At 71.4% G+C, this 23,144-nt stretch carries 26 protein-coding genes; 13 read left to right on the top strand and 13 right to left on the bottom strand.

Annotation, left to right across the window (positions count from 1 at the left end; translation table 11 throughout):
• Window positions 1–142: 142 nt before the first annotated feature.
• Genes ABZ434_RS09225 through ABZ434_RS09215 form a run of 3 tightly spaced genes read left to right on the top strand, consistent with a single transcriptional unit; the run spans window position 143 to window position 2,854 of the window.
• Entirely contained in the window at window positions 143–1,117 is a 975-nt protein-coding gene (locus ABZ434_RS09225; RefSeq protein ID WP_359133362.1) for an ABC transporter substrate-binding protein, read from the top strand.
• A gap of 28 nt (window positions 1,118–1,145) precedes the next feature.
• Window positions 1,146–2,096 carry an amino acid ABC transporter permease gene (locus tag ABZ434_RS09220; RefSeq protein ID WP_359133361.1) on the top strand — a complete coding sequence of 317 codons (951 nt, stop codon included), beginning with the start codon at window positions 1,146–1,148 and terminating at the stop codon, window positions 2,094–2,096.
• A gap of 5 nt (window positions 2,097–2,101) precedes the next feature.
• Window positions 2,102–2,854, top strand: coding sequence for an amino acid ABC transporter ATP-binding protein (locus ABZ434_RS09215; RefSeq protein ID WP_359133693.1), 753 nt, complete (start codon window positions 2,102–2,104; stop codon window positions 2,852–2,854).
• Between the two features lie 64 nt (window positions 2,855–2,918).
• On the opposite strand, the gene ABZ434_RS09210 is transcribed toward ABZ434_RS09215, so the two are convergent.
• From ABZ434_RS09210 to ABZ434_RS09200, 3 genes are all read right to left on the bottom strand, one after another.
• Window positions 2,919–3,689, bottom strand: a complete 771-nt coding sequence (locus tag ABZ434_RS09210) for a hypothetical protein (protein ID WP_359133360.1) — start codon at window positions 3,687–3,689, stop codon at window positions 2,919–2,921.
• Entirely contained in the window at window positions 3,686–4,174 is a 489-nt protein-coding gene (locus tag ABZ434_RS09205; protein WP_359133359.1) for a SigE family RNA polymerase sigma factor, read from the bottom strand. The genes ABZ434_RS09210 and ABZ434_RS09205 overlap by 4 nt, the downstream gene beginning before the upstream one ends.
• Before the next feature lie 144 nt (window positions 4,175–4,318).
• On the bottom strand, window positions 4,319–5,080 hold the full coding sequence (locus tag ABZ434_RS09200) for a class I SAM-dependent methyltransferase (RefSeq protein ID WP_359133357.1): 762 nt from the start codon (window positions 5,078–5,080) through the stop codon (window positions 4,319–4,321).
• 90 nt (window positions 5,081–5,170) lie between these two features.
• Here ABZ434_RS09200 and ABZ434_RS09195 point away from each other — a divergent pair, with 90 nt between their 5' ends.
• Complete coding sequence (locus tag ABZ434_RS09195; protein ID WP_359133355.1) at window positions 5,171–5,800, top strand: CGNR zinc finger domain-containing protein; 630 nt, start codon at window positions 5,171–5,173, stop codon at window positions 5,798–5,800.
• On the opposite strand, the gene sodX is transcribed toward ABZ434_RS09195, so the two are convergent.
• Complete coding sequence (gene sodX, locus ABZ434_RS09190; RefSeq protein WP_359133353.1) at window positions 5,704–6,162, bottom strand: nickel-type superoxide dismutase maturation protease; 459 nt, start codon at window positions 6,160–6,162, stop codon at window positions 5,704–5,706. The two genes, ABZ434_RS09195 and sodX, sit on opposite strands and share 97 nt — an antisense overlap.
• Before the next feature lie 179 nt (window positions 6,163–6,341).
• On the opposite strand from sodX, the gene sodN reads away from it, so the two are divergent.
• On the top strand, window positions 6,342–6,737 hold the full coding sequence (gene sodN / locus ABZ434_RS09185) for a superoxide dismutase, Ni (protein ID WP_219567071.1): 396 nt from the start codon (window positions 6,342–6,344) through the stop codon (window positions 6,735–6,737).
• A gap of 456 nt (window positions 6,738–7,193) precedes the next feature.
• Here sodN and ABZ434_RS09180 read toward each other — a convergent pair whose 3' ends face one another.
• Window positions 7,194–7,904 carry an MBL fold metallo-hydrolase gene (locus tag ABZ434_RS09180; RefSeq protein ID WP_359133351.1) on the bottom strand — a complete coding sequence of 237 codons (711 nt, stop codon included), beginning with the start codon at window positions 7,902–7,904 and terminating at the stop codon, window positions 7,194–7,196.
• Window positions 7,905–8,001: 97 nt separating this feature from the next.
• Here ABZ434_RS09180 and ABZ434_RS09175 point away from each other — a divergent pair, with 97 nt between their 5' ends.
• From ABZ434_RS09175 to ABZ434_RS09145, 7 genes are all read left to right on the top strand, one after another.
• Entirely contained in the window at window positions 8,002–8,547 is a 546-nt protein-coding gene (locus ABZ434_RS09175) for a TetR/AcrR family transcriptional regulator (RefSeq protein WP_359133349.1), read from the top strand.
• Window positions 8,548–8,699: 152 nt separating this feature from the next.
• A complete protein-coding gene (locus ABZ434_RS09170) occupies window positions 8,700–8,915 on the top strand; it encodes a hypothetical protein (RefSeq protein WP_359133347.1) in 216 nt (71 codons plus the stop codon).
• A gap of 11 nt (window positions 8,916–8,926) precedes the next feature.
• Window positions 8,927–9,265: a hypothetical protein gene (locus ABZ434_RS09165; protein WP_359133345.1), complete on the top strand. Its 339-nt coding sequence runs from the start codon at window positions 8,927–8,929 to the stop codon at window positions 9,263–9,265.
• A 558-nt stretch (window positions 9,266–9,823) separates the two neighbouring features.
• Window positions 9,824–10,402, top strand: coding sequence for a hypothetical protein (locus ABZ434_RS09160; protein WP_359133343.1), 579 nt, complete (start codon window positions 9,824–9,826; stop codon window positions 10,400–10,402).
• Between the two features lie 8 nt (window positions 10,403–10,410).
• Window positions 10,411–11,637, top strand: coding sequence for a peptidoglycan-binding protein (locus ABZ434_RS09155; RefSeq protein ID WP_359133341.1), 1,227 nt, complete (start codon window positions 10,411–10,413; stop codon window positions 11,635–11,637).
• Entirely contained in the window at window positions 11,634–12,338 is a 705-nt protein-coding gene (locus ABZ434_RS09150) for an ABC transporter ATP-binding protein (protein ID WP_359133339.1), read from the top strand. The genes ABZ434_RS09155 and ABZ434_RS09150 overlap by 4 nt, the downstream gene beginning before the upstream one ends.
• A complete protein-coding gene (locus tag ABZ434_RS09145; RefSeq protein ID WP_359133337.1) occupies window positions 12,335–13,552 on the top strand; it encodes an ABC transporter permease in 1,218 nt (405 codons plus the stop codon). Before ABZ434_RS09150 ends, ABZ434_RS09145 begins: the two co-directional genes overlap by 4 nt.
• Window positions 13,553–13,629: 77 nt before the next feature.
• On the opposite strand, the gene ABZ434_RS09140 is transcribed toward ABZ434_RS09145, so the two are convergent.
• The 3 genes from ABZ434_RS09140 to ABZ434_RS09130 all read right to left on the bottom strand — a co-directional run bounded on the left by ABZ434_RS09140 (window position 13,630) and on the right by ABZ434_RS09130 (window position 17,673).
• Complete coding sequence (locus ABZ434_RS09140; protein WP_359133335.1) at window positions 13,630–15,264, bottom strand: HAMP domain-containing sensor histidine kinase; 1,635 nt, start codon at window positions 15,262–15,264, stop codon at window positions 13,630–13,632.
• Window positions 15,261–15,983, bottom strand: coding sequence for a response regulator transcription factor (locus tag ABZ434_RS09135; RefSeq protein WP_359133333.1), 723 nt, complete (start codon window positions 15,981–15,983; stop codon window positions 15,261–15,263). Before ABZ434_RS09135 ends, ABZ434_RS09140 begins: the two co-directional genes overlap by 4 nt.
• Before the next feature lie 220 nt (window positions 15,984–16,203).
• On the bottom strand, window positions 16,204–17,673 hold the full coding sequence (locus ABZ434_RS09130) for an MFS transporter (RefSeq protein ID WP_359133331.1): 1,470 nt from the start codon (window positions 17,671–17,673) through the stop codon (window positions 16,204–16,206).
• 101 nt (window positions 17,674–17,774) lie between these two features.
• Here ABZ434_RS09130 and ABZ434_RS09125 point away from each other — a divergent pair, with 101 nt between their 5' ends.
• Window positions 17,775–18,395, top strand: a complete 621-nt coding sequence (locus tag ABZ434_RS09125; protein WP_359133329.1) for a TetR/AcrR family transcriptional regulator — start codon at window positions 17,775–17,777, stop codon at window positions 18,393–18,395.
• 2 nt (window positions 18,396–18,397) lie between these two features.
• Here ABZ434_RS09125 and ABZ434_RS09120 read toward each other — a convergent pair whose 3' ends face one another.
• The 5 genes from ABZ434_RS09120 to ABZ434_RS09100 form a co-directional block, all read right to left on the bottom strand.
• The gene (locus tag ABZ434_RS09120; protein ID WP_359133327.1) at window positions 18,398–19,012 is read right to left on the bottom strand and encodes an amino acid transporter; all 615 of its coding nucleotides are present in this window, start codon (window positions 19,010–19,012) and stop codon (window positions 18,398–18,400) included.
• Between the two features lie 83 nt (window positions 19,013–19,095).
• Window positions 19,096–20,028: an SDR family oxidoreductase gene (locus tag ABZ434_RS09115; RefSeq protein ID WP_359133325.1), complete on the bottom strand. Its 933-nt coding sequence runs from the start codon at window positions 20,026–20,028 to the stop codon at window positions 19,096–19,098.
• Entirely contained in the window at window positions 20,025–20,381 is a 357-nt protein-coding gene (locus tag ABZ434_RS09110) for a DUF952 domain-containing protein (protein WP_359133323.1), read from the bottom strand. The genes ABZ434_RS09115 and ABZ434_RS09110 overlap by 4 nt, the downstream gene beginning before the upstream one ends.
• A gap of 232 nt (window positions 20,382–20,613) precedes the next feature.
• Complete coding sequence (locus ABZ434_RS09105) at window positions 20,614–21,960, bottom strand: choice-of-anchor A family protein (RefSeq protein WP_359133321.1); 1,347 nt, start codon at window positions 21,958–21,960, stop codon at window positions 20,614–20,616.
• A 151-nt stretch (window positions 21,961–22,111) separates the two neighbouring features.
• A complete protein-coding gene (locus ABZ434_RS09100) occupies window positions 22,112–23,125 on the bottom strand; it encodes an NAD-dependent epimerase/dehydratase family protein (protein WP_359133319.1) in 1,014 nt (337 codons plus the stop codon).
• Window positions 23,126–23,144 lie beyond the last annotated feature (19 nt).

Below are 23,144 nucleotides of genomic sequence, written 5' to 3'. Positions count from 1 at the left end.
CGTTACCCGATTTTGACATGCGGTGCCCCCTGTTTGGGCTAGTCCGAATGGCAAGATGCCGTAATCACACAAGGCGGCGACACTCGACGCCGTGTGCCATACCGCCTGGCGACACCCCCTTCACCTGCCGGAGGAACCCCTCATGACCGCACGTACCACTCGTCGCACGACCGCGAAGTCCCGGATTGCCGCGGTCGGCGCCATCGCGGTCGCCGGCACCATGCTGCTGACCGCCTGTGGCGACCAGACGAAGAACAACTCCAGCGACTCGGCCTCGGCCAAGACCAGCGACGGCGCGTCCGCCGCGGCCTCCTCCGCCGCCGACCTCCTCCCCGCGGACATCAAGTCCAAGGGCGTCATCAAGGTCGGTTCGGACATCGCGTACCCGCCGGTCGAGTTCAAGGACGGCTCGGGCAAGACGGTCGGCATCGACCCCGACATCGCGGCGGCGCTGGGCAAGGAACTGGGCGTGGAGTTCCAGTTCGAGAACGGCACCTTCGACACCCTGATCACCGGTCTGCGCGCCAAGCGCTACGACCTGGCGATGTCGGCGATGACCGACACCAAGGACCGCCAGAACGGCGTCGACCCCGAGACGAAGAAGAAGGTCGGCGAAGGTGTCGACTTCATCGACTACTTCACCGCCGGTGTCTCGATCTACACCAAGAAGGGCGACGACCAGGGCATCAAGACCTGGGCCGACCTCTGCGGCAAGAAGATCGCCGTCCAGCGCAACACCGTCTCCAACGACCTGGCCAAGGCCGAGTCCAAGAAGTGCACCGGTGGCAAGACGATCGCCATCGAGTCGTACGACAACGACCTGCAGGCCCAGACCCGGCTGCGCTCCGGCGGCGCCGACGCCGGCTCCTCCGACTTCCCGGTCGCCGCGTACGCGGTGAAGACCTCGGGCGGCGGCAAGGACTTCCAGATCGTCGGCGACCAGGTCGAGGCCGCCCCGTACGGCATCGCCGTCGCCAAGGGCAACGACCAGCTCACCAAGGCCGTCAAGGCGGCCCTGGACGCGATCATCAAGAGCGGTGAGTACGAGAAGATCATCGCCAAGTGGGGCGTGGAGGCCGGCGCGGTCACCGAGGCCAAGCTGAACGGTGGATCCTGACCGGATCCGGCGCTGAAAGGCATCAGCTGTGACTGACATCGAGAAGACGGGCCCGGCCGAGCGCCTGCCCGCACCCCCCACACCACCGGCCGGGCCGGAGGCGATCAAGGCCATCCCGGTGCGGCACTACGGCCGGTACGTCTCGGCGGTCGTCGCCATCGCCGCGCTCGTCGCGATCATCTACGCCTTCAGCCAGGGAAAGATCAACTGGGGCGCCGTCCCGGACTACTTCTTCGACCACCGCATCCTCAAGGGGGTCGGTCAGACCCTGCTGCTGACCGTCCTGTCCATGGTGATCGGCGTGGTCGGCGGCATCCTGCTGGCCGTCATGCGCCTGTCGAAGAACCCGGTGACCTCGTCGATCGCCTGGTCCTACATCTGGTTCTTCCGCGGTACGCCCGTCCTGGTGCAGTTGTTCGTCTGGTTCAACCTGGGTCTGGTCTTCGAGTACATCAACCTCGGACCGATCTACAAGGACTACTGGTCGAGCTTCATGACGCCGCTGCTGACGGCGCTGCTCGGTCTGGGCCTCAACGAGGCCGCGTACATGGCGGAGATCTGCCGCGCCGGACTGCTCTCGGTCGACGAGGGCCAGACGGAGGCCTCGCACGCGCTCGGCATGAGCCACAGCAAGACGTTGCGCCGGGTCGTGATCCCCCAGGCGATGCGGGTGATCGTGCCTCCCACGGGCAACGAGGTCATCAACATGCTGAAGACCACGTCGCTGGTGGCCGCCGTGCAGTTCTACGAACTGTTCAAATACGCCCAGGACATCGGGCAGGCGTCCGGGGCCCCGGTGGAGATGTACTTCCTCGCCGCGGCCTGGTACCTGATCATGACCTCGGTGCTGAGCGTCGGGCAGTACTACCTGGAGCGGTACTACGCCCGCGGCTCCAGCCGCAGCCTGCCGCCCACCCCGATGCAGAAGATCAGGGCCAACCTGCTGTCACTGGGCCGCCCGAAGGGAGGCATGGCATGACCGCCATGGTGAAGGCCGAGGGCGTCCACAAGAGCTTCGGCGCCGCACACATCCTCAAGGGCATCGACCTGGAGGTCGCCCCGCGCGAGGTCTTCTGTCTGATCGGCCCGTCCGGTTCCGGCAAGTCGACGTTCCTGCGGTGCATCAACCACCTGGAGCAGATCAGCGCCGGCCGGCTGTCGGTCGACGGCGAGCTGGTGGGCTACCGCCAGAAGGGCGACAAGCTCTACGAGCTCAAGGACAGCGAAGTCGCCCTGAAGCGCCGGGACATCGGCATGGTCTTCCAGCGCTTCAACCTGTTCCCCCACATGACGGCGATCGAGAACGTCATGGAGGCCCCCGTCCAGGTGAAGGGCGAGTCCAAGGCCGTCGCCCGTGCCCGCGCGGAACGCCTCCTGGACCGCGTCGGCCTGTCCGACAAGGCGAAGAACTACCCCTCGCAGCTCTCCGGCGGACAGCAGCAGCGGGTGGCCATCGCCCGGGCGCTGGCCATGGAGCCGAAGCTGATGCTCTTCGACGAGCCCACCTCGGCGCTCGACCCGGAGCTGGTGGGTGACGTGCTCGACGTCATGCGCGGTCTCGCCGATGACGGCATGACGATGATCGTCGTGACCCATGAGATGGGCTTCGCCCGCGAGGTCGGCGACGCGCTGGTCTTCATGGACGACGGCGTGGTGGTCGAGTCGGGCCACCCCCGCGACGTCCTGACCAACCCGCAGCACGACCGGACGAAGTCGTTCCTGTCGAAGGTGCTGTAACTCCGCGTACGCGCGAGGGCGGTACGGGCCTCATCGGCCCGTACCGCCCTCGCGCGCGTATGCGCTACTTCTTCGGCAGCAGCTCCGGCCGCAGCACGAACTCCCGCAGCTGCGCCCGCGTGAGCGGCGGAGTCTTGAGCAGCGGCCCCAGCGCGGAGTCGGCCTCGAAGCCGGTGCTGTCGCGTACGGCCAGCATCCCGCCGTCCTGCAGCGTCAGCCGGGCCACCAGCTCCGGGCCCCACTGCGGGGTGCCGTCCCCGTAGTCCATCGCGTCGCTCCAGATGGTCAGCACCCGCCCGTCCGGCAGTTCCTCACGGACGCAGTCCGCGGGCTCGGGCTCCCCGTTCCCCCGCTTGCACAGATCGGTGGCCGCCGGGACGCCCCCGAGCTTCTTCCCGATCATCTTCCCGGTCCGCACATCGACGGTCAGGTAGCCGGCCCCGCCGTCGCGACGGACCGCGTACTGCCCGTCCAGCGGCCCGTACGGGTGCTCCTCGGCCTGCTCCGGCGTCGCGTGCTTGATGATGACGGCCAGCGACACCTGCTCGACCGAGCCGACGCCCCGGGGCAGCAGCGCGGTCAGCTGGTCGGCCCGGTCGCCGGCGGCCCTGGCCGGCGCGGCCACGGAGGACGTCCGCGGGTCCTGCTCCTGCCCGGCGGAGAGTCCGGGCACCACGAACGCGCCCGCCGCCACCGCGCAGACCGCCGCGGCCGACACCGCGACCCGGCGGCGCCTGCGCACCCGGGCCGCCCTCGCGTAGACCACCTCGGTGCTGATGACCGGCTGCCCCGCGTCCTCGGCGGCCCGCCCCAGCAGCTCACGTACGTCGTTCATACCAATTCCTCCGCCATCTCGGCGCGCAGCGCCGCCAACCCCCGAGCCGCGTGGCTCTTGACCGTGTTCTCCCGCATCCCGAGCAACTGGGCCGTGGCCTCGACGCTCAGGTCGTCCCAGTAGCGCAGCACCAGCACGGCCCGCTGCCTGGGCGTGAGCCGGGCGAGTGCCGCCCGTACCGCGAGGCCCGTGTCCGTGTCGGGTGCGTGGACCGCCCGCTCGGGCAGTTCGCCGTACGACTGCTCGCGCCGCCAGAAGCGTCGGCGGGCCGCGATGAACGTGTTGACCAGCGTCTTGCGCGCGTACGCCTCGATGTTGTCGAGCCGCCCGTACCGACGTCCGCCGAGCACCACTTTGACCAGCGTCGCCTGGACCAGGTCCTCGGCCTCGTGCCGGTCGCCGCAGAGCAGGTACGCGCTGCGGAAGAGTGCGGTACGTCTGCTCTCGACGAAGGCGTGCAGCGCCTCGTCGTCATCGCTCCGCATCGTCAGCGTCCCTCCCCGGTCCGCGGGCGCGGACCGTCTCACCCCTCCAGTGCGGTGGGACGCGGGGCGGGTTGCACCAGGGCCACAAAAGTTGGCGGGGCGGCCCGGACCGTCGCCCGAACCGCCCCGCCCCGCATGGTGCCCCTACTTGACCGCCAGCACCAGGCTGTCCGACGGCGAGGACCAGACGGGCCGTGCCTCGGCGAAGCCGGCGGCGCGCAGGGTGGCCGCATGCCAGGCCGCGGACGGCGTGTCGCCGTCGGCGTGCTCGCCGTAGATCTCGAACCGCTCGGCGGTCGGCCCGGCAAGGACCGGGTCCGCGGCGGCCAGCGCCCACCACTGCGCCCAGTCCAGGACTCCGGCGGCCTTGGCCCGGTCCATGCCGGCGTGCCGGTGGGCCCTTTCGGCGGCGTTGATCCTGGGTGTGTCCGTCTCGATCATGCGGTCGGCGTTCATGAACACGCCGCCGTCCCGGACGAGGCCGCCGATCTGCCCGTACAGCGCGGTGAGCGGCTCACTGTGCAGCCAGTGCAGGGCGGTAGCGGTGAGAACGGCGTCGTACGACTCGTGGGGCAGCCGCTCCGTCCACCGCGGGTCCTTGAGGTCGGCGGTCACGAAGGTGACGCGCTTGTCGCCGGCGAAGGTGCCGCGGGCGATGGCGAGCAGCGCGGGGTCGAGGTCGACGCCGGTGCTGGTGGCCTTCGGGAACCGCCGCAGCAGCCTGTCCGTAATACTTCCCGTACCGCACGCGAGGTCGAGCACCCGCGGTTCCGGGCCGGTGAAGGCCTCGACCATGTCGAGCATGACCCGGAAGCGCTCCTCGCGGTCGGGCAGGTACCACTCCTGTTGCCGGTCCCAGCTCTCCTGCCAGGCCTGCCAGTCGGCGCCCGTAGCTGTCTCCGTCACCCGAAACCCTCCCATGTAATACCCTGGGCCCATAGGAGCCCATTACTCCACCGTCGACCCGACCTTAGACCGACGCCGTAAGGACTACAAGTGGAACTGGCCTATTACTCGGACTACGCCGTGCGCCTGGTCAACACCGAGGAGCCGGCCCGCAACAAGGACGCCCTCACCTCGGTCGACGCGGTGCGCGAACTCTTCGGCGCCAACGGCCAGGCGGCACGGCGGGCGACGGACTCGGACGTGACCCGCTTCCGCTCCGTACGGGCCCGGCTGCGCGCGGTCTTCGACGCGGCCGACGACGGCGACGAGACGCTCGCGGTCGACCTGCTCAACTCACTGCTGCTGGAATTCCCGGTCAGCCCGCAGATCTCCGGGCACGACATCCGGGACGCGGACGGCAAGCCGGACTGGCACATGCATCTGGCCGACCACCCGTCCAATGCCACGGCGGGGTACGCGGCGATCGCGGCGATGGGCCTCGCCTTCCACGTCACCTCGTACGGCGTGGACCGGCTCGGCCTGTGCGAGGCGTCGCCGTGCCGCAACGCCTACCTCGACACCTCGACCAACCGCTCCCGCCGCTACTGCTCGGACCGCTGCGCGACGCGCGCCAACGTGGCCGCCTACCGGGCCCGGAAGCGTCTGGAGACGGAACGGGCCGTGGAGACCGGCCGCAGCGCGGAGACGGCCCAGCCCGCCACACCCCGCACCGAGCGCTGATCCTTCGTCAGCGGCCGATACCGGGCCCGGACCCTGGCCAGGACGAGCTCCTCGGGCACGGTCCCGTAGTCCGTGCTGTCCCCGCCCGCGAAGCTGTTGTCACCCAGCACCCACCAGCCACCGGCCCGCCGCTCCACGGCCCTCTTGACCACCAGCAGGTCCTGCTGGAACGGATGCCGAAGAATCACCACGTCACCGGGGCGCACCTGCGCCCCGTACTGCACGAGCAGCCAGTCCCCGTGGTGGAGCGTGGGCACCATCGAAGGCCCCGTCACCTCCACCACCTGGAACGGCACTCTCGCCGCCAGCCCCCGTCGGGGCTGGTCATCGGTCAGCTCCGGCACCTCCGGCACCTCCCGCATCTCTCCGGCACCTCCCCGGTCCGTCCAGTACACCGTCCCCACAGGGTTCCGTACATTCGGCCACTGGTCTCATCCTCACCCTGGACTTTTGACCTAAGCCCACGGGGGCACCCGCAAAAACACGCTTCTCACGGAGTAATGTCCCACCTGAGAAGACGATCACGAGGAAGGACAGCTCCATGCTTTCCCGCCTGTTTGCCCCCAAGGTGAAGGTCAGCGCCCACTGCGACCTCCCCTGCGGCGTGTACGACCCGGCCCAGGCCCGCATCGAGGCGGAGTCCGTCAAGGCCGTCCAGGAGAAGTACCAGGCCAACGAGGACCCGCACTTCCGGGCCCGCGCGGTGGTCATCAAGGAGCAGCGCGCCGAGCTCGCCAAGCACCACGTCTCGGTGCTCTGGAGCGACTACTTCAAGCCCCCGCACTTCGAGAAGTACCCGGAGCTGCACCAGCTGGTCAACGACGCCCTCAAGGCGCTGTCGGCCGCGAAGGGCTCCACGGACCCGGCCACGGGCCAGAAGGCGCTCGACCTGATCGCCGAGATCGACAAGATCTTCTGGGAGACCAAGAAGGCTTGATCGACCCGACGTCCGGCCCAGAGCCGGACGGCAGGTCAGTGCACGTACGGAAGAGGCCCGGCCGCTTTGAGCGGCCGGGCCTCTTCCGTCGTTCGTCGGCTGTGAGGGAGGCGTTCGGAGACGAGGGCCCGGAGGACCGCCGCTCCCGCCGCTCAATCCTCTGGTCCACCGCGCCTGTGGATGCCTCGCCCCGGCGAGGAGCCCGAGAAGCGCATCGGCGACATGGCTCACCGGAACCGCATGCCGGACCTGGCGGACTTCGGCGAGCCGATCCGCACACAAGTCGTTGACGTTCGACGCGGACCGCGCCAATCCTGATAGCCACCCCGAGGACCTTCATCCGTCCGAACCCCTCGCTCCCGTCGGCGCCGCTGTGATGCCCCAACATGGCGGACGGATTCTCGTCAGAGTGAGTGACATGCTGGAGGCAGTTCACTGTCCCGGAGAGGGCCGCCCTCAGTCCTTCCTGACGGCCTCGCCCACCTGCGCCGGCGACGTGCGCCAGGGGGCGCCGTGGCCGGGAAGCACCCAGGACGCCTGCAGACCGGCGATCTTGTCGAGGGAGTCGAGTGCTTCGGCCGGGTCGTCGGTGAAGGGTGCCGGCTGTGGTCCGGTGCGGCCGGTGAGGACGTGGCGGGTGGTCAGGGCGTCACCGACGAAGACCGCGTCGGCCAGGGGTACATGTACGGCCACGCTGCCCGGGGAGTGTCCCGGCATGCCCACGATCGCCGGCTTGCCGGGCAGGTCCAGGACGTCGCCGTCGTGGACCTCGGACACCTCGCCGATGTAGCGGGTCCGCAGGCCGTTCTTGCTCAGCAGCGAGTAGCCGAAGAAGCGCAGTGTGGGCCCCAGCCGCATGGGGCCGGCCGGGGTCTTGGGCTTCTTGCCGGTGCGGGCGCGGTCGGCGTCGGCGGCGTGGACGTACACCGGGACGCCGTGCTCGCGGCGGAGGCGTTCGGCGAATCCGATGTGGTCGGAGTCGCCGTGGGTCAGCACCAGACCACGGATGTCGTCAGCGGACTTGCCCAGGGAGGTCAGTTCACGCTGCAGATCTCGCCAATGGCCCGGCAGGCCCGCGTCGATGAGGGTGATGCCCTCGGGGGTGTCGATGAGGTAGCACGCCACCACGTCGTTGCCGAGGCGGTGCAGATGGGGTGCGAGTTTCATGGAGCCTCTCCTGGGATGAAGCCTGCAACCTTGGATGGCTAACGTAAATAGCTATGATGGCTAACGTCAATAGCCTTAAGCCAGGAAGGGGTGGAGCATGCCGACTCCGGAGAAGACCTCGCTCGGCCGGATCGTCGCCGCGGGCCGCGAACTGCTGGAGGCGGAGGGGCAGCAGGGGCTGACCATGCAGGGCGTCGCCGAGCGGGTGGGAGTGCGGGCTCCATCGCTGTACAAGCACGTCGGCAACCGGGCCGCTCTGCTGGCCGCCGTGGCAGAGGCCACCATCGACGACGTGACCGCCAGCCTGGAGGCGACCGACGGCACCCTTGAGGAACTGGCACGCTGCTACCGTCGGCGCGCCCAGGAACGGCCCGAAGGTTTCCGGCTCATGCACTCGGCGCACGCACCCCCCGAGGCCCTCGCCCGCATGGCCGGCCCGACACTGCGCGTCGCCCGGGAACTCGTGGGCGATCAGGAGATGCTGGAAGCCGCGCGCATGCTGACGTCCTGGGCCACCGGCTTCATCGAGATGGAACTCAACGGCGCCTTCCGGTTCGGGGGCGACATCGACGATGCCTTCGAGTACGGCCTGCGCGGCATGCGCCGCGCGCTCACCGGCGATCACCGGGATCCGTCGAACTGACGAGCCGTCGGGGCCCGTCGCCGGTCAACGGCGAAAGGCCGGGTCAGTGCCCCCCAGGGAACATCTCCGCAGGTCGCTGACCCGGTCCGCACCGCACCGCACCGCACCGCACCGCACCGGGTGACGCCGACGGTGACGGATGCCTCGGCCTCATGGGCATCAGCGCGGTCTGCACCCCGTCGCTCTACCAGGGAGCCGGCCACTGGAAGGGCTCGTTCCGCAGCGCCGAGACGACGTACGTGGCCCCTGCGGTCACGGGCTCGGCTCTCGTGTTCCGAGCGTCCGCGCGGCGCAGTCCGTGCGGGCCGACGGGCCGGGGCGGGAGCGGCATCGGCAGTGGGGTGGCGTGGCAGGGCCCCGCGCAGTAGAACTGGGGCCCATGTCCGACCAGCCGCCGGCGCGTCACCCGGCCCACGTTCCCGGTGCGTACGCCATGTACGCACCACCGCAGGCCCGCCCGGTCACCGGCTCCTACCGGCGGTGGGCCGGCATTCTCGTCCTGCTCGCCGCGCTCATCACTCTCCTCATGGCGGTTGCACTCGTGCTGAGCTTCGTCCTCCTCGCACAGGCGGACGCGAACGCGGCGAAGGCTGCGCACGGCTACGGCGCCATCTTCCTCTGGTTCGGGATCGCCGCCGCGGCGCCGGTCCTGCTCGCGGTCGGCGTCCCGGGTGTGGTCATGACACGGCGCGTGCGGCACCAGCGGCGGGCGGGATGACACCTCCGTAGGGGGCCGGTGAGGGGCCTGGCGGAGGTGGACGCAGAGCCGCTGGGTGCTGACGGCCGGGCCGAACGGAACACCACCGCGCCTGAGAGGAGCAAGCTCGCCACGGACCAGTGCCGGTCGCCGACCCGCGGGACGGCCCGTAACCCGTCGTCCACGCCCCGGCTCACGAGCACCCGGCGACAGCGCGTACCCGCTGCCGGGGGCGATCCCCGGATCGCCGGGGCGCTGGTGCCGCCCCCTGCCGATGGACGGCGCGTCACAGCTGCACCCGGACGGTGGACCGGCTCCGGCCGACGCACGGCTGCTGTGGTGGGGGACCTCACCAGGGGCTGCTCGTTCATCACGCCAAGCATTGCGGGCATCGCGTCCCAGGCCGGGCCGGCCACGCAAGCCGTTGTCCGGCCCGGGGCTGCATCCCCTGCTCACCGCCCGAAGGCGCCCGCCCCCGGCCTCACCCCATGCCGTCCACTCCGCCCCGTCGCTTTCCCGGAACAGTTCTTGATGGGTTCTTCAAGGGTTCTTCAAAGGACGACGCCAAGCTTCCCCCTCATGAAGACAAGAGCACGCATGGGATTCGGCGCGGCCTCGCTGCTGCTGGCGCTGGCCGTGACCGGTTGTGGCGGGGGCGGGGACACGGGCGACGGCGAGGTCGCGTCCGTGGGGAAGGGCGAGGAGGGCGGCAGCTCTTCGGCCGCTCCAGGGGCATCGAGCGAGCTGGCCGAATACGTCGAAGCCAAGCGGAAGTGGGTGGCCTGTCTGCGGGAGAACGGGCTCGACGCGCCCGACCCGGACGCCAAGGGGAACGTCGACCTGGGTGACACCCGCAAGGCCAAGCAGGATCCGAAGTTCCTCGATGCACAGGAGAAGTGCCAGGACCTCGTGGTGCCGGTCCCGGACAGCTTGGAGCGCGAGATGCAGCCGGCGCTCTCCGCGCAGGAGATCGAGCAGAAGAAGCGCTACGCGAAGTGCATGCAGGAGAGCGGGGCACCCGATTTCCCGGACACGGACGACAAGGGCTTCTCCGAGGAAGTCGTCTGGGACTCCACCTCCGCCGGGGCGAAGCGGGCCCAGCGCGCCTGCGGTGAGATCGCCGGCATTCCGGACGACGGTTCCAAGGCCAAGGGCTGAGCCTCGGCATGGACGACGAACGGAACACTCCCGCGCCCCGGCGCCGGCCGCGCAGGCGCACGCCTCTATGGATCGGGGTGGGAATCGTGCTGCTCGCAGGGGCGGGCACGGTCAGCGCTCTCGGACTCGGCGGCGGTGACGGGGACAGATCGGATGCGAGGCCCCCCAGGACGGACCGGACGGTCCAGGTGGAGCGGGGCACCCTGACCGAGCAGAAGGAGATCGACGGCACACTCGGGCACGGTCCCGAAGTCCCTTTCCACGTACGCGCCGAGGGGACCGTCACCTGGCTTCCGGAGACCGGAGCCCGGGTGAAGCGCGGCGAGGCCGTGCTGCGGGTCGACGACCGGCCGGTCACCCTGCTCTACGGAAGCCTGCCGATGTACCGGGAACTGACGGTGCGACAGCAGTCGAACGAGCGTCCGACAGGCACGGATGACGCTGGGAAGGCCACGGACGACTCGGCCCCCACGCCCGCACCGCGAACGTCCACGAGCGCGGTCCCGTTGCGCGGCATGGACGTCAAGCAGTTCGAGACCAACCTCAGCGCGCTGGGATACACGGGTTTCACCGTGGACGAGGAGTACACGGGACTGACGGCGACGGCCGTCAAGCGCTGGCAACGCGACCTCGGCCTCCCGCCGACCGGAAAGGTCGCTGTCGGCGACATCGTCTACGCCCCCGGAGCGGTCCGGGTCGCCCGTGCGGACGCACAGACAGGGGCCGAGGTGACCGGAAACCCGGTGACCTACACGAGTACGTCGCGCATGGTGGTCCTGGAGGCACCGGCCGCCGACCTGGGCTGGGCGCAGCGCGGCACCGAGGTCACGGTGGAGCTCCCCGACGGCCGCCGTGCCGCGGCGAAGGTCGCCGGAGTGGGCAGGGACGCCGTGGTGGGCGGTGACGGCGCAGGACGTTCCGAGGGCGGCAGCACCGGGGGGCCCACGGGCGGGGATGCCACCGTCTCCGTGGTCGTGGCCTTCGACGACCAGAACGCGGTCGGCCGGCTGGAGAGCGGACCCGTCACCGTCCGCTACGTGCTGAAGGAGAGCAAGAACGTCCTGAAGGTGCCCGTCGCGGCGCTCGTCGCGCTGGCCGAGGGCGGGTACGCCGTCGAACCGGCCGCTACGGCCGCCACCTTCGTCCCGGTCAAGACCGGCCTGTTCGCCGACGGGGTGGTCGCGGTGAGCGGCCCGGGCGTCCGCGAAGGCCTGAAGGTGAGGATCCCCGAGTGACGCCTCCCGCCTCCGTGCCGGTCGTGCTGTTCGAAGGCGTGACGAAGAGCTACCCCGGCGGTGTCACCGCTGTCGACGGCGTCGACCTGTCCATCGGTCACGGCGAACTGACCTGTGTGGTGGGCCGGTCCGGCTCCGGGAAGTCGACAATGCTGCACCTGATGGGCACCCTGGACCGGCCCTCCTCGGGCCGGGTATCCATCGACGGGTACCCGGTCGCGGACCTCTCCGACCGGGAGTTGTCCGCGCTCCGGGCCCAGCGGGTCGGCTTCATCTTCCAGCAGTTCCATCTCGCCGTGGGAGTACCCGTGCTGGACACCGTCGCCGACGGCCTGCTGTATGCGGGCGTCCCGAGACGCGAGCGCCACCGCCGTGCGGCTGTTGCCCTCGAACGGGTCGGTCTCGGGCACCGCACCGGCCACCTTCCGCACCAGCTCTCCGGTGGCGAACGCCAACGTGCGGCCGTCGCCCGCGCGGTGATCGGCGAACCGTCCCTGCTGCTCGCCGACGAGCCCACCGGCAACCTCGACTCCGCCTCCGGCGCCGCGGTACTCGCCCTCCTGCGCGATCTGCATTCCGCCGGCACCTCGGTCGTGGTGATCACCCATGACCGGCAGATGGCCCAGGCCTTCGACCGAAGGATCGAGATGCGGGACGGACGGATCATCGCCGACACCGTCCGGACGGGGGAACTGCTGTGAGAAGAACCCTTCCGGGATCGTCCGGCGCGCTTCGGCCGGCCCGGCTGCGCCCCGCCGATCTGGTCCGGCTCGGCTCGACCGGGCTGCGGACCCGCCCGCTGCGTGTGTTCCTGTCCGCCCTGGGCATCGCCATCGGGGTGGCGGCCATGGTGTCGGTCGTCGGGATCTCCAGTTCCAGCAGGGCCGAGGTGGACCGCCGACTCGACAGTCTGGGCACCAACCTGCTGCGCGTCGCCCCGGGCAAGGACGCGGAGGGGCAGCAGGTACCGCTGCCCGAGCAGGCCGTTCCCATGATCGGGCGGATCGGCCCGGTGGAGGACGTGGCCGCCACCGGCACGGTTCCCGACGCAGCGGTCTACCGCAACGAATTCATCCCCGTGGGCCGCACCGGCAGTGTGGCGGTCGCCGCCGCGGACAGCGGACTGCTGCCCGCGGTCGGCGGGACGGTGCGCAGCGGCCGCTGGCTGTCCGCAGCCACCGAGGAGTACCCCGCGGTGGTGCTCGGCGCTAAGGCCGCGCAGCGCCTCGACGTGTACACGCCCGGCACCCGACTGTGGCTGGGCGGCACGTGGTTCTCGCTGGTCGGCGTCCTCGACCCGGTACCGCTGGCGCCCGAGCTCGACAGCTCCGCGCTCGTCGGCCATCGGGCGGCCCGCAGTTACCTCCGCTACGACGGACGGCCGACGACGGTCTACGTCCGGGCCGGGGAGGACCGGGTCTCCGCCGTCCGGGACGTCCTCGCGGCCACGGCCAACCCGCAGCAATACAGCGGCGTGCTGGTGTCCCGGCCGTCGGACGCCCTCGCCGCACGGGAGGCGACACAGTCCGCGCTGACCGGGCTGCTGCTCGGCCTGGGCGGGGTGGCACTGCTGGTGGGCGGGGTCGGCGTCGGCAACACCATGGTCGTCTCGGTCCTGGAGCGGCGTCCCGAGATCGGGCTGCGGCGCTCACTCGGAGCTACCAGCGGGCAGATCCGCGGCCAGTTCGTCGCCGAGTCGTTGCTGCTCTCGGCGCTCGGCGGACTGGCCGGCACCGTCCTCGGCACGGCGATCACCGCCGGTTACGCCGCTGTCCGGGACTGGCCCACCGAGGTACCGGTCTGGGCGACGGCCGCCGGGATCGCCACCACACTGGTGATCGGAGCGCTGGCCGGCCTGTACCCAGCGGTCCGGGCCGGACGGCTCGCGCCCACGGAGGCACTGGCCGGGACCTGACCCGTGCCGGCCGGTGTGCGGCGGAACCCCGCCGCACATCCGGCCGGCCACGCACCGCTCACGGCGCGCCGACCAGCTCAGTCCCCCGGCGCGATGGGCAGCCGCACCGTGAACACCGTGCCGACGCCCACCGCACTCTCCACCTCCACCGATCCCCCGTGGTCGGTCACTATCTGCCGCACGATGGCCAGGCCGAGCCCGCTTCCGCCGGTCTGCCGGCCGCGGGCCGCATCCGCCCGCCAGAACCGGTCGAAGACGTAGGGCAGTTCCCCGGCCGTGATGCCCGAACCGGTGTCCCGCACCTCGATCACCGCGGCACCGTCCCGGCATTCCGAGGAGATCGTCACCGTTCCGCCGCTCCCGGTCGCCCGCACGGCGTTGGATACGAGATTGCCCACCACCTGACGCAGCCGGTGTGCGTCCGCCTCCACCGGCACCGGGCCGTCGCCGTGAGCCGCCAGCTGCACCCCGGCCTCCTCCGCGCGGGCGCGGTGGGCCGTGCGGCAGGCACGCAGTACTTCCCCGAGCTCGATCCGGGTCCGGTGGTAGGTGAGGGCCCCGGCCTCCGCCAACGCCAGGTCCTGCAGATCGTCCACGATGCGCTGCTGGAGCATGGCCTCCTCGTGGAGGGAGGCGAGGAGCTCCGGCGTGGGCTCGACCAGACCGTCCTGCAGCGCCTCCAGGTACCCCCGGAGATTGGCCAGAGGGGTGCGCAGTTCGTGCGCGATGTCGCCGGTGAGGCGGCGCTGCCGTTTCTCCGCCTCCTGCAGCGAGTCCGCCATGCGGTTGAAGCTGCGGCCGAGCCCCGCGATCTCGTCCCGCCCGGCCACGGGCACCCGGTGCGCCAGGTCCCCTTCGCCGAGGCCACGGGCCGCCGAAGTCAGGGCCCTGATCGGACGCAGCACGGTTCGGCCCAGCAGCAGCGCGCCGGCCACGACCACCAGCACCACTCCGCCCGCCACACCAGCGACCGGCATGACGTCGAACGTGGGCGGCGCCTCGTTCCGGGTGCCCAGCCGCACCTGCAGTTCGTCGGGTGCCACCGCGGCTGTCCGGGTGGCGAACGCCCGTTGCAGACAGTGCTGCAGGTCCTGTCGGCCCTTCTCCTCCAAGCACCCCGCGGCCGCGTCGTGATCGGGGGTGGACAGCGGGTTCGGGTCGTCGGCCGCGTCGTCGCAGTGCGGGACCCGACGGTCCGCCACCACCCGGGGCAGCCCCATGCCGTCCCCGGTCGCCGTCACCGTCGCACCTGCTCCGGTCAGACACGCGGTCCGGGCCGCCGTGGCGCGGTACCGTCCCATCGCCGTCACGGTCTGCTTCACCAGGGCGAGGCCCGGTCCGTCCCCCGGCGGAAAGCGCAGTTCCGGCTGCGCGTCGATGACGACGGGGGGCTGTTCGCTCGCAGGCCGCGGCTTCCGCCCCGCCAGCACGTCCGAGTCTGCGAGCAGCACTCCGTCACCGGTGCCGGCCTGAATGCGCTGCCCCGTACCCTCCGACAGACGGCGCACCACGTCCTCGACCCCGGTCCATGTCCCGTGGGAGAAGCCGTAGTCGCGCAACTCCTCGGTGATCCTGGCCGTGTCGGAACGGCTCGCGGACACCGATTCCTCCACCTGCCCGGTGGCGAGCCGGAGCGTCAGCCACGCCGTCGCCACCGTCGCCACCACCGCAACGAGCAGCAGCAGCCCCAGAGCCCTGAGCCGAAACGTCACCCGACTGCTCCCGGCCGGCCCGCAGCCCGGTCGGAGAGCCGGTAGCCCCGGCCGTAGACGGTCTCCACGTACTGCGTACCCGCCCCCTCCCGCCCGTGCTCCAGCTTCCGCCGGAGATTCATCACATGCGCGTCGACGGTCCGCTCCAGCACGTTCCGGTCGAACCCGAAGACGCGGTCGATGATCTGCGCCCGCGTGAACACCCTCCCCGGCTCCCCCACGAGCATCCGCAGCACCGCGAACTCCTTGCCGGTGAGCGCCACCGGCTCCCCCGCTATGCGCACCTCGAACCGGTCGGTGTCCATCACCAGATCCCCCACCGACAGCACCTCGCCCACATCGGTCCGTCCCAGCGCGCCCGACCGCCGCAGCAACGCCCGTACACGGGCGGCGAGTTCCCTGGGGCTGTACGGCTTCGTCAGGTAGTCGTCCGCCCCCAGGTCGAGGCCGAGCAGCATGTCCTCCTCCGTGCTGCGCGCCGTCAGCAACAGGATCGGCACCTGGGACTCGGACCGCAGAATGCGGCACACGTCGAGCCCGTCGACCCCCGGCATCATCACGTCCAGCACCACGAGGTCCGGCCGCCCGCTGCGAGCCCGGTCGAGCGCCGCCCGCCCGTCCCCGACGACCTGGACCTCGTTGCCCTCGCGCTCCAGGTACAGCCGCACCAGCCAGGCCTGCTTGACGTCGTCCTCGGCCACCAGAATGCGCGCCCCCACGGCGTCCCCCTCTTCTCCCCTTCGACCGATCCAGCGCCAAGGTACGCGGTCGCTCCTCGAACGAGGCGGCCTCCGGCGTCCGAAGGACACGGGAAGGTGGCGGCGGCGAACGGCTTCTGCCGCTCCGCCCCTGCCTGCGGGACCCGCACGCGAAGACGCGGGGCCGCTGCGGCCCCGCGTCTTCGGTCGGTCGTGGGCGTGCGGTGCGCGCTCCGCGCCGTCACCGCTCGGCGTCGCTCCTCGCGCGCCGGGGGCCGAGGAAGGCTCCTGCGAGCAGGGCCCCGGCCAGCACGAGTGCGGAGTTGACCAGGATCGCGAGCGAGACACCGGACAGGACGCCCCCGGGCCCCGCGTCGCCGAGTGCGGACATCCGGGCTGTCGCGATGGCGCTCATGACCGGGATGCCCATGGTGATGCCGACCTGCTGGGTCATCGTGGCGAGGCCCGTGGCCAGGCCCTGTTCGTCGTCGGGGAGGCCGGAGGTCGCGGTGACCATGAAGCCGACGATCATCAGCATGTTTCCGATGCCGCCGATGAACGTGGCGGCCAGCAGGAGCCAGATCCAGGCCCCGGAGGTGCCGAGCGCCACCAGGGAGAGCGTGGAGACGGCCTGGACGATGCCGCCGGCGACGATCGTCGTCCGGTTGCCGAAGCGGCCGACGGCCCGGCCGCCGAGCGTGCCGCCGATCACCGTTCCGACGCCCAGGACACCGAAGGCGAGGCCCGTCGCGAGCGGCGAGTAGCCGAGGACTTCCTGGAGGTAGAGCGTCAGCAGGAAGACCAGCGAGGTCTCGGTGACGAAGGCGATCAGACCGGTGGCATTGCCCCAGATGACGCTGCGGCGCTTGAGGATGCGTACGGGGACGAGCGGCGCAGCGGCCTTCTTCTCGACGAACCAGAAGGCGATGAGCAGCGCGGCGCCGGCGAGCAGGGCGGCCAGGGTGGTGGGCGCGGTCCATCCGGTCGCGCCGGCCTGGGTCAGACCGTAGACCAGGAGCAGCAGTCCGCCGGTGACGGTCGCGGCACCCGGGATGTCGAGCCGCGGGCGGCCGGCGGGGCGTGAGTCGGTGATGACGGACGGGGCGAGGGCGACGACGAGGGCTGCGACGGGGACGTTGACGAAGAAGGCCCAGCGCCAGGAGAGCAGGTCGGTGAGCAGCCCGCCGAGGATGGCGCCCGCGGTGAAGCCGGCGGACATCAGGGCACCGTTGAGGCCGAGGGCTCGTTCGCGCAGCGGGCCCTCCTTGAACGCGGTGGTCAGCAGGGCCAGTCCGGCCGGGGTGACGGCCGCCGTGGCGAGGCCCTGGAGGACCCGGGCGGTGAGCAGGACCTCGGGGGAGGTCGCCAGTCCGCCGAGCGCCGAGGAGAGGCCGAGCACGACCATGCCGCCCACGAAGAGGCGCTTGCGGCCCACGAGGTCGGCGATGCGGCCGAACAGGAGGGTGAATCCCGCGGCGGCCAGGGCGAAGGAGGTGGCGATCCACTGAAGGTCCGGGAGCGAGAAGCCGAGTCCTTCGCCGACCACGGGCAGGGCGACGTTCAGGATCGAGAAGTCCACGGCGATCATGAACTGGGCGCCCAGGAGGAGGGTCAGGACGAGCTTCTGCCGTCCGGTCATACGGGAGCCGGCCGGCGGGGCCTCGGCAGGGCCCGTGGTGGTGCGTGGTGAGGTCTGGCTGGGTGCGGACATGGTCGTCCTTCCTCGGACGGAAGTTTTAACGGGTCTGTGGTTCCGTTAAGATGGAGTGACCGTAGCAGAGAAGCACTCATTAATGGAACTGGAGACCCGTTATGACGTCGGAAAGCGCGGAGAACGTGGAACCCGGCACGGTCCGGCCCGGCGGGCGCACCGCCCGGGTCCGCGAATCCGTTCTGCGCGCCGCTGGTGACGCACTGGCCGAACAGGGCTTCGACCGGCTCGACCTCGCCGATGTCGCCCGGCGCGCGGAGGTCGGCAAGACGACCGTCTACCGGCGCTGGTCCACCACCACCGGCCTGATCGCCGACCTGCTCGACGACATGGCCGAACAGTCCTCGCCCCGGACCCGGACCGGCTCACTGGCCGAGGACCTCAAGGCCAACGCCCGGCTCGTGCTGTCGACGCTCACCGATCCGCGCCAGGGGGCCCTGTTCCGCTCCGTCATCGCGGCGGCGACCTGCGACGCGCGCACGGCACAGGCCCTGCACCGGTTCTACGCGCTCCGCATCGAGGAGTGGTCGGGATGCGTCACCGAGGCCGTCGAACGCGGCGAACTCCCCGCGGGCACCGATCCCGACGAGGTGATCCGCGCCGTCTCGGCCCCCCTCTACTACCGCCTGCTGGCCAGCGGCGACCCGCTCGACGAGGCGGCCGCCGACCGCGCCGCCGATGCCGCGGTCGTCGCGGCGAAGGCCGGTACGTACGTGGTCTGAACTCAGCCGGCCCGCAGCCTGGCCGCCCAGGGATGGCCGGCGCCCTCCGCCAGGATGAGCGTCTCCGTCAGCCAGGCACGCCCGTCCTCGCCGAGGACGGGCAGCACGGCCTCGAAGTCCTGCTCGTCCTTGGGCCGCCGGGACCTGGCCTTGTAGAGGAGCTGGACCTCGGGCGCGAGGTAGGGAACGCCGCCGTCGGAGACCCGGCCGAGCCGTTCCAGCGGGAGGCGGATCCTCGGGTCGCGCCGGAACACCCAGGCGTCGTCCACCGCGTCGTCGAGCATGAACTGCACACGCCAAGGTTCACCCGCGCCCGGCCGGCACCAGATGTCGTGGACCTGCGGCGGCAGGATCTCACCGGGGAGCCAGGGGCGCAGGGTGCCGGGCGGATCGGCTGCCCACCACTGCCCGCCCGGCAGGACCCGCTGGACGGCGAGCTGGTCGCGGCGCAGCAGGAGCACGTCGATGTCGCCGTGGTCCCGGTAGGCGCGACCCACCGCCAGTTCGACCGCGTACCCGCCCGCGATCCACCACGGCGTGCGCAGCGGGTCGAGCAGGCGCACGGCGTCGTCGAGGGACATCGGGTCCCAGGGGCCCCAGGGCGTGTTCGTGCGCATCGGATTCCCGTCGGATCGTCGGGGCATCGCGGATCGGACGTGCGGCTGCGGGCCGCCCCACCTCAGCCCGCCGGCCTGCCCGCTCAGCTTCCGGTGAGGAGGTGGCGGTAACTCTCCGGGTGCTCGCGGAGGTACGTGGCCAGGCTCATGGGCGGCCTGCCCGTGAGGGTGGCCACGGCATCCGAGACGGCTGCCATCTCCCCGGCCGCGATGGCTTCGTACGAGGTCACCCAGCCGGCCACCTCCCAGTCCGGAGCACCGTAGCCGGACCGCGAGGCGTAGGCCTCCTCCCGGGTCTCCGGCACGTAGGTGACGGCCCGTCCGGTGACCCGGCTCAGCTCGTCGGCGGCCTCGGCGAGGGTGAACGCCTCGGGCCCTGTCAGTTCGTACGTCTCCCCGTCGTGCGTCGGACCCGTGGGGTCGGTGCCCGACAGCAGAACGGCGGTCGCCGCGTCGGCGATGTCCTCGTGGGACACCGCCGCGACCCTGCCGTCACCGCCCGGCCCGCGCAGGACGCCGTCGGCACCGGTCATCGCCGGGAGGCCCGCCAGGTACCAGCTGTCGCGCAGGAAGGTGTGCCGGACGCCGGACACGCGGATGTGGGCCTCGGTGTCCCAGTGGTCCCGGGCGAAGGTGAACGTCGCATCGGGTGCGGCGCCGAGGAAGGAGACGTACACGATCCGTTCGACGCCGGCCGCGACCGCCGCGTCCACGGCCGTCGTGTGCTCGTGCACGCGGTCCGGGCTCTCGTGCGCCGAGACGAGGAACAGGGTCTGCGCCCCGGCCAGGGCGCGGCGCATGGCCTCGCCGTCCCCGTACGGGGCGGCCGGTGCGATGTCGGCGCCGGGCAGTCCGGGGAGCCTGGACGGGTCACGGCCGAGGAGGCGTACGGGGACGCCCGCCCGGGTCAGCCGCTTCGCGACCCGGCCGCCGAGCGCGCCGCTCGCTCCGGTGACGGCGGTGAGGGGACCGTTGGTGACGCCCGCGGCGTGGTCGGTGCGGTCTGTGGGGTTCATGCGGGGTTGCCTTCCTTGTGCGGCCAGGGACGCACGTCCACGACCGCCTCGACCGGAATCGGTCCGTAGACGTGCGGGAACTCCTCGCCGCCGGGCCTGAGCGACTCGTATCGCACGGGCGCGGGGAGCCGTCCGGCGTCGATGACGAGCACCACCAGGTCCTGGTCACCGGCTCCGGTCCGGCTCCCGGCGCCGTACAGCAGCTCCGCCACGGCGGCGAGCTGGTGGGGCAGCGAGCAGTGGATGAAGCCCTCTTCGCGCAGGGTGCGGCCGCGGGTGGACATCTCGTACGTCCCGGTCCCGCGGGCCGCCTCCCACAGCGGGCGTTCGGTCAGGTGCAGCAGTTCGGCCATGGGCCCAAAGCTAAGGGCAGTCCCGGCATTCCTGGTGGACCAGCGCGCGGCGTCGGATGCCGCGCATCGCAAGGCGGAGAGGCGCCCGCACACGGGACGCATTCGGGCGTTTCGACAACGGAGGGGGTCCCCCCGTGCCGTTCAGGCTACGAGGGAGAGGTGCCGTAGCTGTCGTCGTGCGCCCGCCAGGAATTGCCGGACAGCCCGTAGGGCCTCCGTGCGGAACGGATCCCTAACCGCGCCGACGCGTCCTGCGGGCCATGAGCGTGGCCGCCGTTCCGGCGATGAGCAGGGCCCCCGCGATCCCGCCGATCACCCATTCACCACCACGCGAACCCGTGTCCGGGAGCTGTCCGCCGGGGTGGGGCGGCCCGGGGGGCCGGCTGTGCGTCGGGGTGGGCCACGGGGCCGGACTCGATTCCGAGGGGGAGGGCGAAGGGGCCGGGGACTCGTCGCTCGGCGAGGGGGACGGGGAAGGTGACTCGTCCGTCGGCGAGGGCGTCGGGGACGGCGACTCGTCCGTGGGGGACGGGGAGGGCGACGGCTCCTCGCCGCAGTCCGGGAGATCACCGTCGAACGGATAGGCGTGCAGTTCCTGGCCGCCCGACTCGCCCTCCGAGGTGTGGGTGAGCGAACCCGCGCTGTAGAAGCGGCCGTTGGTGCCGCTCATCGCGAGCGTCGCCACACTGGACTGCCGGCCGATCAGCACGCTTCCCTGGAACTGGCCGGTGCCCTTGAGCCCGATCGCGGTCGCGTCCGGGAAGTTCCACATCAGGCGCTCACGGAGACCGGACTGGGGCAGCGAGCCCATGTACGTGCTGATGTTGCGCGTGCTGCCGTAGACGTTGACCAGCACGGTCGCGCCGTCCGGGACAGCCTCGAAGACGATGCCCTGCTGGCTGCCGGCGGCCGTGGTCAGGTCCGCGTCCACCGCGAAGACCTGGAGGGCGGAGGTCCCGTCACCGGTGAAGACGGTCTCGTAGCCGTTGTTCTGCGTCGTCCCGGTCGCCGGACGACGGTGGTCCTCGTCGTCGTCGTACGCGTAGCAGTGGCTGGCCGCCGTCAACTGGTCGCGCAGCGCGGTGTACGGATCGGTGGCGTCCGCGTCGTGAACCGGGTCGGGGATCACCGTCCCGCTGAGGTTCTGGGCGTAGCGGACCACCCCGCTGTTGGGCCCTTCCTCGGCGAGGAGCCGCTTGCCGCTCTGGATGGTGATGTCACCGCCCACCGTCAGGTAGTCGGAGCCGTTGGGCGGCGGCACCCGCGATCCCCCGCCGGCGACGCCGACGTTGTAGATCTCGGAGACGCCGTCGCGCTTCGTCATGTCGAACTTCCCGAGGGTGACGATCTTGCCCTCGGCCTCCGCGGCGGCCTCCCTGACGAGGTAGTCACCGCCGACGAAGATGTTGATGTTCCTGTCGTGGTAGATCACCTCGTCGCTGTTCGGCTCCGGCCACGTGGGAGGACAGTCGTCTCCGAGGCACGGGCCGAGGCCGCCGGGCAACGGGGCTGCGGCAGCGGCGGGGGCGGGGGCGAAGGCCCCCACCACGGCCGCCGCTGCCGCCACCGTCACCGCCACACGGTGTTTTTTACCGATTCTTCGATCTTTTGCTCCCATACAGCGCAATATGCAGCTTTTTTGATTGCGCATCGGTCATGCCACGCCGGTCGGCAGCCCGCATCCGCCGACTGCCGGGCGGCCCGAAGGCACCCGTCCGGCGCAGCCGCCGTCAGTCCTCCAGCAGCTTCGCCTCGATCGCCGGGTCGACGCCCTTCAGCGGCCGGTCGGCGCGTTGCGGAGCCGTACCGCCGAGTTCGGACAGCCAGGCCCAGGTGTCGGCAACCGTCTCCTCGACCGGCCGACAGTGCAGGCCCGCGGCGTACGCCCTGGCGACATCGCCCTGGTGGAGGGTGTCGTAGAGCTCCCCCGGCGGCAGCCAGACCGGCAGGTCCGTCCAGGGCTCGACGCCCGCCGCGAGGATGCGGCCGGCGTCGGTCCAGCGCAGCTCCGCGTCGGAACCGGTGGCGCGCACACAGGCGTTCAGCAGGCCGCCCATCGTGGTGTGGCCGGGACGGCTGACCGTGTTGTACGGGCCGTGCAATCCCTGACCGGAGGCGTCCAGCAGCCATTCGGCGAGGTCGCGGACATCGATGTACTGCAGGTCCAGGTCCGGTGTGCCGGGAGCGAGCACCGGGCCGCCCCGGGCGATCCGGGTCAGCCACCACGGCAGCCTGCCGACGTTCTCCCAGGGGCCGATGATCAGCCCCGCGCGGGCCAGCAGTGCCCGGTCCCCGAAGGCGTCCAGCACCGCCAGCTCGCCGCCCCGCTTCGCCTGGGCGTACGGGACGTCGCCCCCGGCGTCCGGCGAGGCCCCCGGCACCAGCGGGCCGTCCTCGGGCAGGCCCGCCGGTGCCGGGTAGTCGTACACCGACCGGCTGGAGACGTACGTGTACCGCGCGGCGCGGCCGGACAGCAGTCGGGCCGCGTCCCGTACGGCCGAGGGCGCACCGCTCCAGGTGTCGACGACCAGGTCCCACGTGTACGTCCCGTCACCGGGCTCCGCGACCCCGGCGAGCGCGGCCAGGCCGCCCTCCACGGTGCGGTCGCCGAGCAGTTCGGCCACGCCGGCCGGGGGCGCGTGTCGGCCGCGATGGAACACCGTGATGTCCCAGCCGCGCGCGAGCGCGGCCTCGGTGACGGCCCTGCCGACAAATTCCGTACCACCCAGTATCAGAAGCCTCATGCCCCCGACTCTGCCCGCC

The organism is Streptomyces sp. NPDC005761 (assembly GCF_040630635.1).
Classification (GTDB): domain Bacteria; phylum Actinomycetota; class Actinomycetes; order Streptomycetales; family Streptomycetaceae; genus Streptomyces.
This window is presented reverse-complemented; position numbering and strand designations above follow the sequence as displayed.

Bases quoted from the DNA above. Each gene is read 5' to 3' on its own strand.
- ABZ434_RS09225 (WP_359133362.1), top strand. From the start codon at position 143: ATGACCGCACGTACCACTCGTCGCACGACCGCGAAGTCCCGGATTGCC.
- ABZ434_RS09215 (WP_359133693.1), top strand. From the start codon at position 2,102: ATGGTGAAGGCCGAGGGCGTCCACAAGAGCTTCGGCGCCGCACACATC.
- ABZ434_RS09210 (WP_359133360.1), bottom strand. From the start codon at position 3,689: ATGAACGACGTACGTGAGCTGCTGGGGCGGGCCGCCGAGGACGCGGGG.
- ABZ434_RS09205 (WP_359133359.1), bottom strand. From the start codon at position 4,174: ATGCGGAGCGATGACGACGAGGCGCTGCACGCCTTCGTCGAGAGCAGA.
- sodX (WP_359133353.1), bottom strand. From the start codon at position 6,162: ATGCGGGAGGTGCCGGAGGTGCCGGAGCTGACCGATGACCAGCCCCGA.
- sodN (WP_219567071.1), top strand. From the start codon at position 6,342: ATGCTTTCCCGCCTGTTTGCCCCCAAGGTGAAGGTCAGCGCCCACTGC.
- ABZ434_RS09180 (WP_359133351.1), bottom strand. From the start codon at position 7,904: ATGAAACTCGCACCCCATCTGCACCGCCTCGGCAACGACGTGGTGGCG.
- ABZ434_RS09175 (WP_359133349.1), top strand. From the start codon at position 8,002: ATGCCGACTCCGGAGAAGACCTCGCTCGGCCGGATCGTCGCCGCGGGC.
- ABZ434_RS09170 (WP_359133347.1), top strand. From the start codon at position 8,700: ATGGGCATCAGCGCGGTCTGCACCCCGTCGCTCTACCAGGGAGCCGGC.
- ABZ434_RS09165 (WP_359133345.1), top strand. From the start codon at position 8,927: ATGTCCGACCAGCCGCCGGCGCGTCACCCGGCCCACGTTCCCGGTGCG.
- ABZ434_RS09160 (WP_359133343.1), top strand. From the start codon at position 9,824: ATGAAGACAAGAGCACGCATGGGATTCGGCGCGGCCTCGCTGCTGCTG.
- ABZ434_RS09155 (WP_359133341.1), top strand. From the start codon at position 10,411: ATGGACGACGAACGGAACACTCCCGCGCCCCGGCGCCGGCCGCGCAGG.
- ABZ434_RS09130 (WP_359133331.1), bottom strand. From the start codon at position 17,673: ATGTCCGCACCCAGCCAGACCTCACCACGCACCACCACGGGCCCTGCC.
- ABZ434_RS09125 (WP_359133329.1), top strand. From the start codon at position 17,775: ATGACGTCGGAAAGCGCGGAGAACGTGGAACCCGGCACGGTCCGGCCC.
- ABZ434_RS09120 (WP_359133327.1), bottom strand. From the start codon at position 19,012: ATGCGCACGAACACGCCCTGGGGCCCCTGGGACCCGATGTCCCTCGAC.
- ABZ434_RS09115 (WP_359133325.1), bottom strand. From the start codon at position 20,028: ATGAACCCCACAGACCGCACCGACCACGCCGCGGGCGTCACCAACGGT.
- ABZ434_RS09110 (WP_359133323.1), bottom strand. From the start codon at position 20,381: ATGGCCGAACTGCTGCACCTGACCGAACGCCCGCTGTGGGAGGCGGCC.
- ABZ434_RS09100 (WP_359133319.1), bottom strand. From the start codon at position 23,125: ATGAGGCTTCTGATACTGGGTGGTACGGAATTTGTCGGCAGGGCCGTC.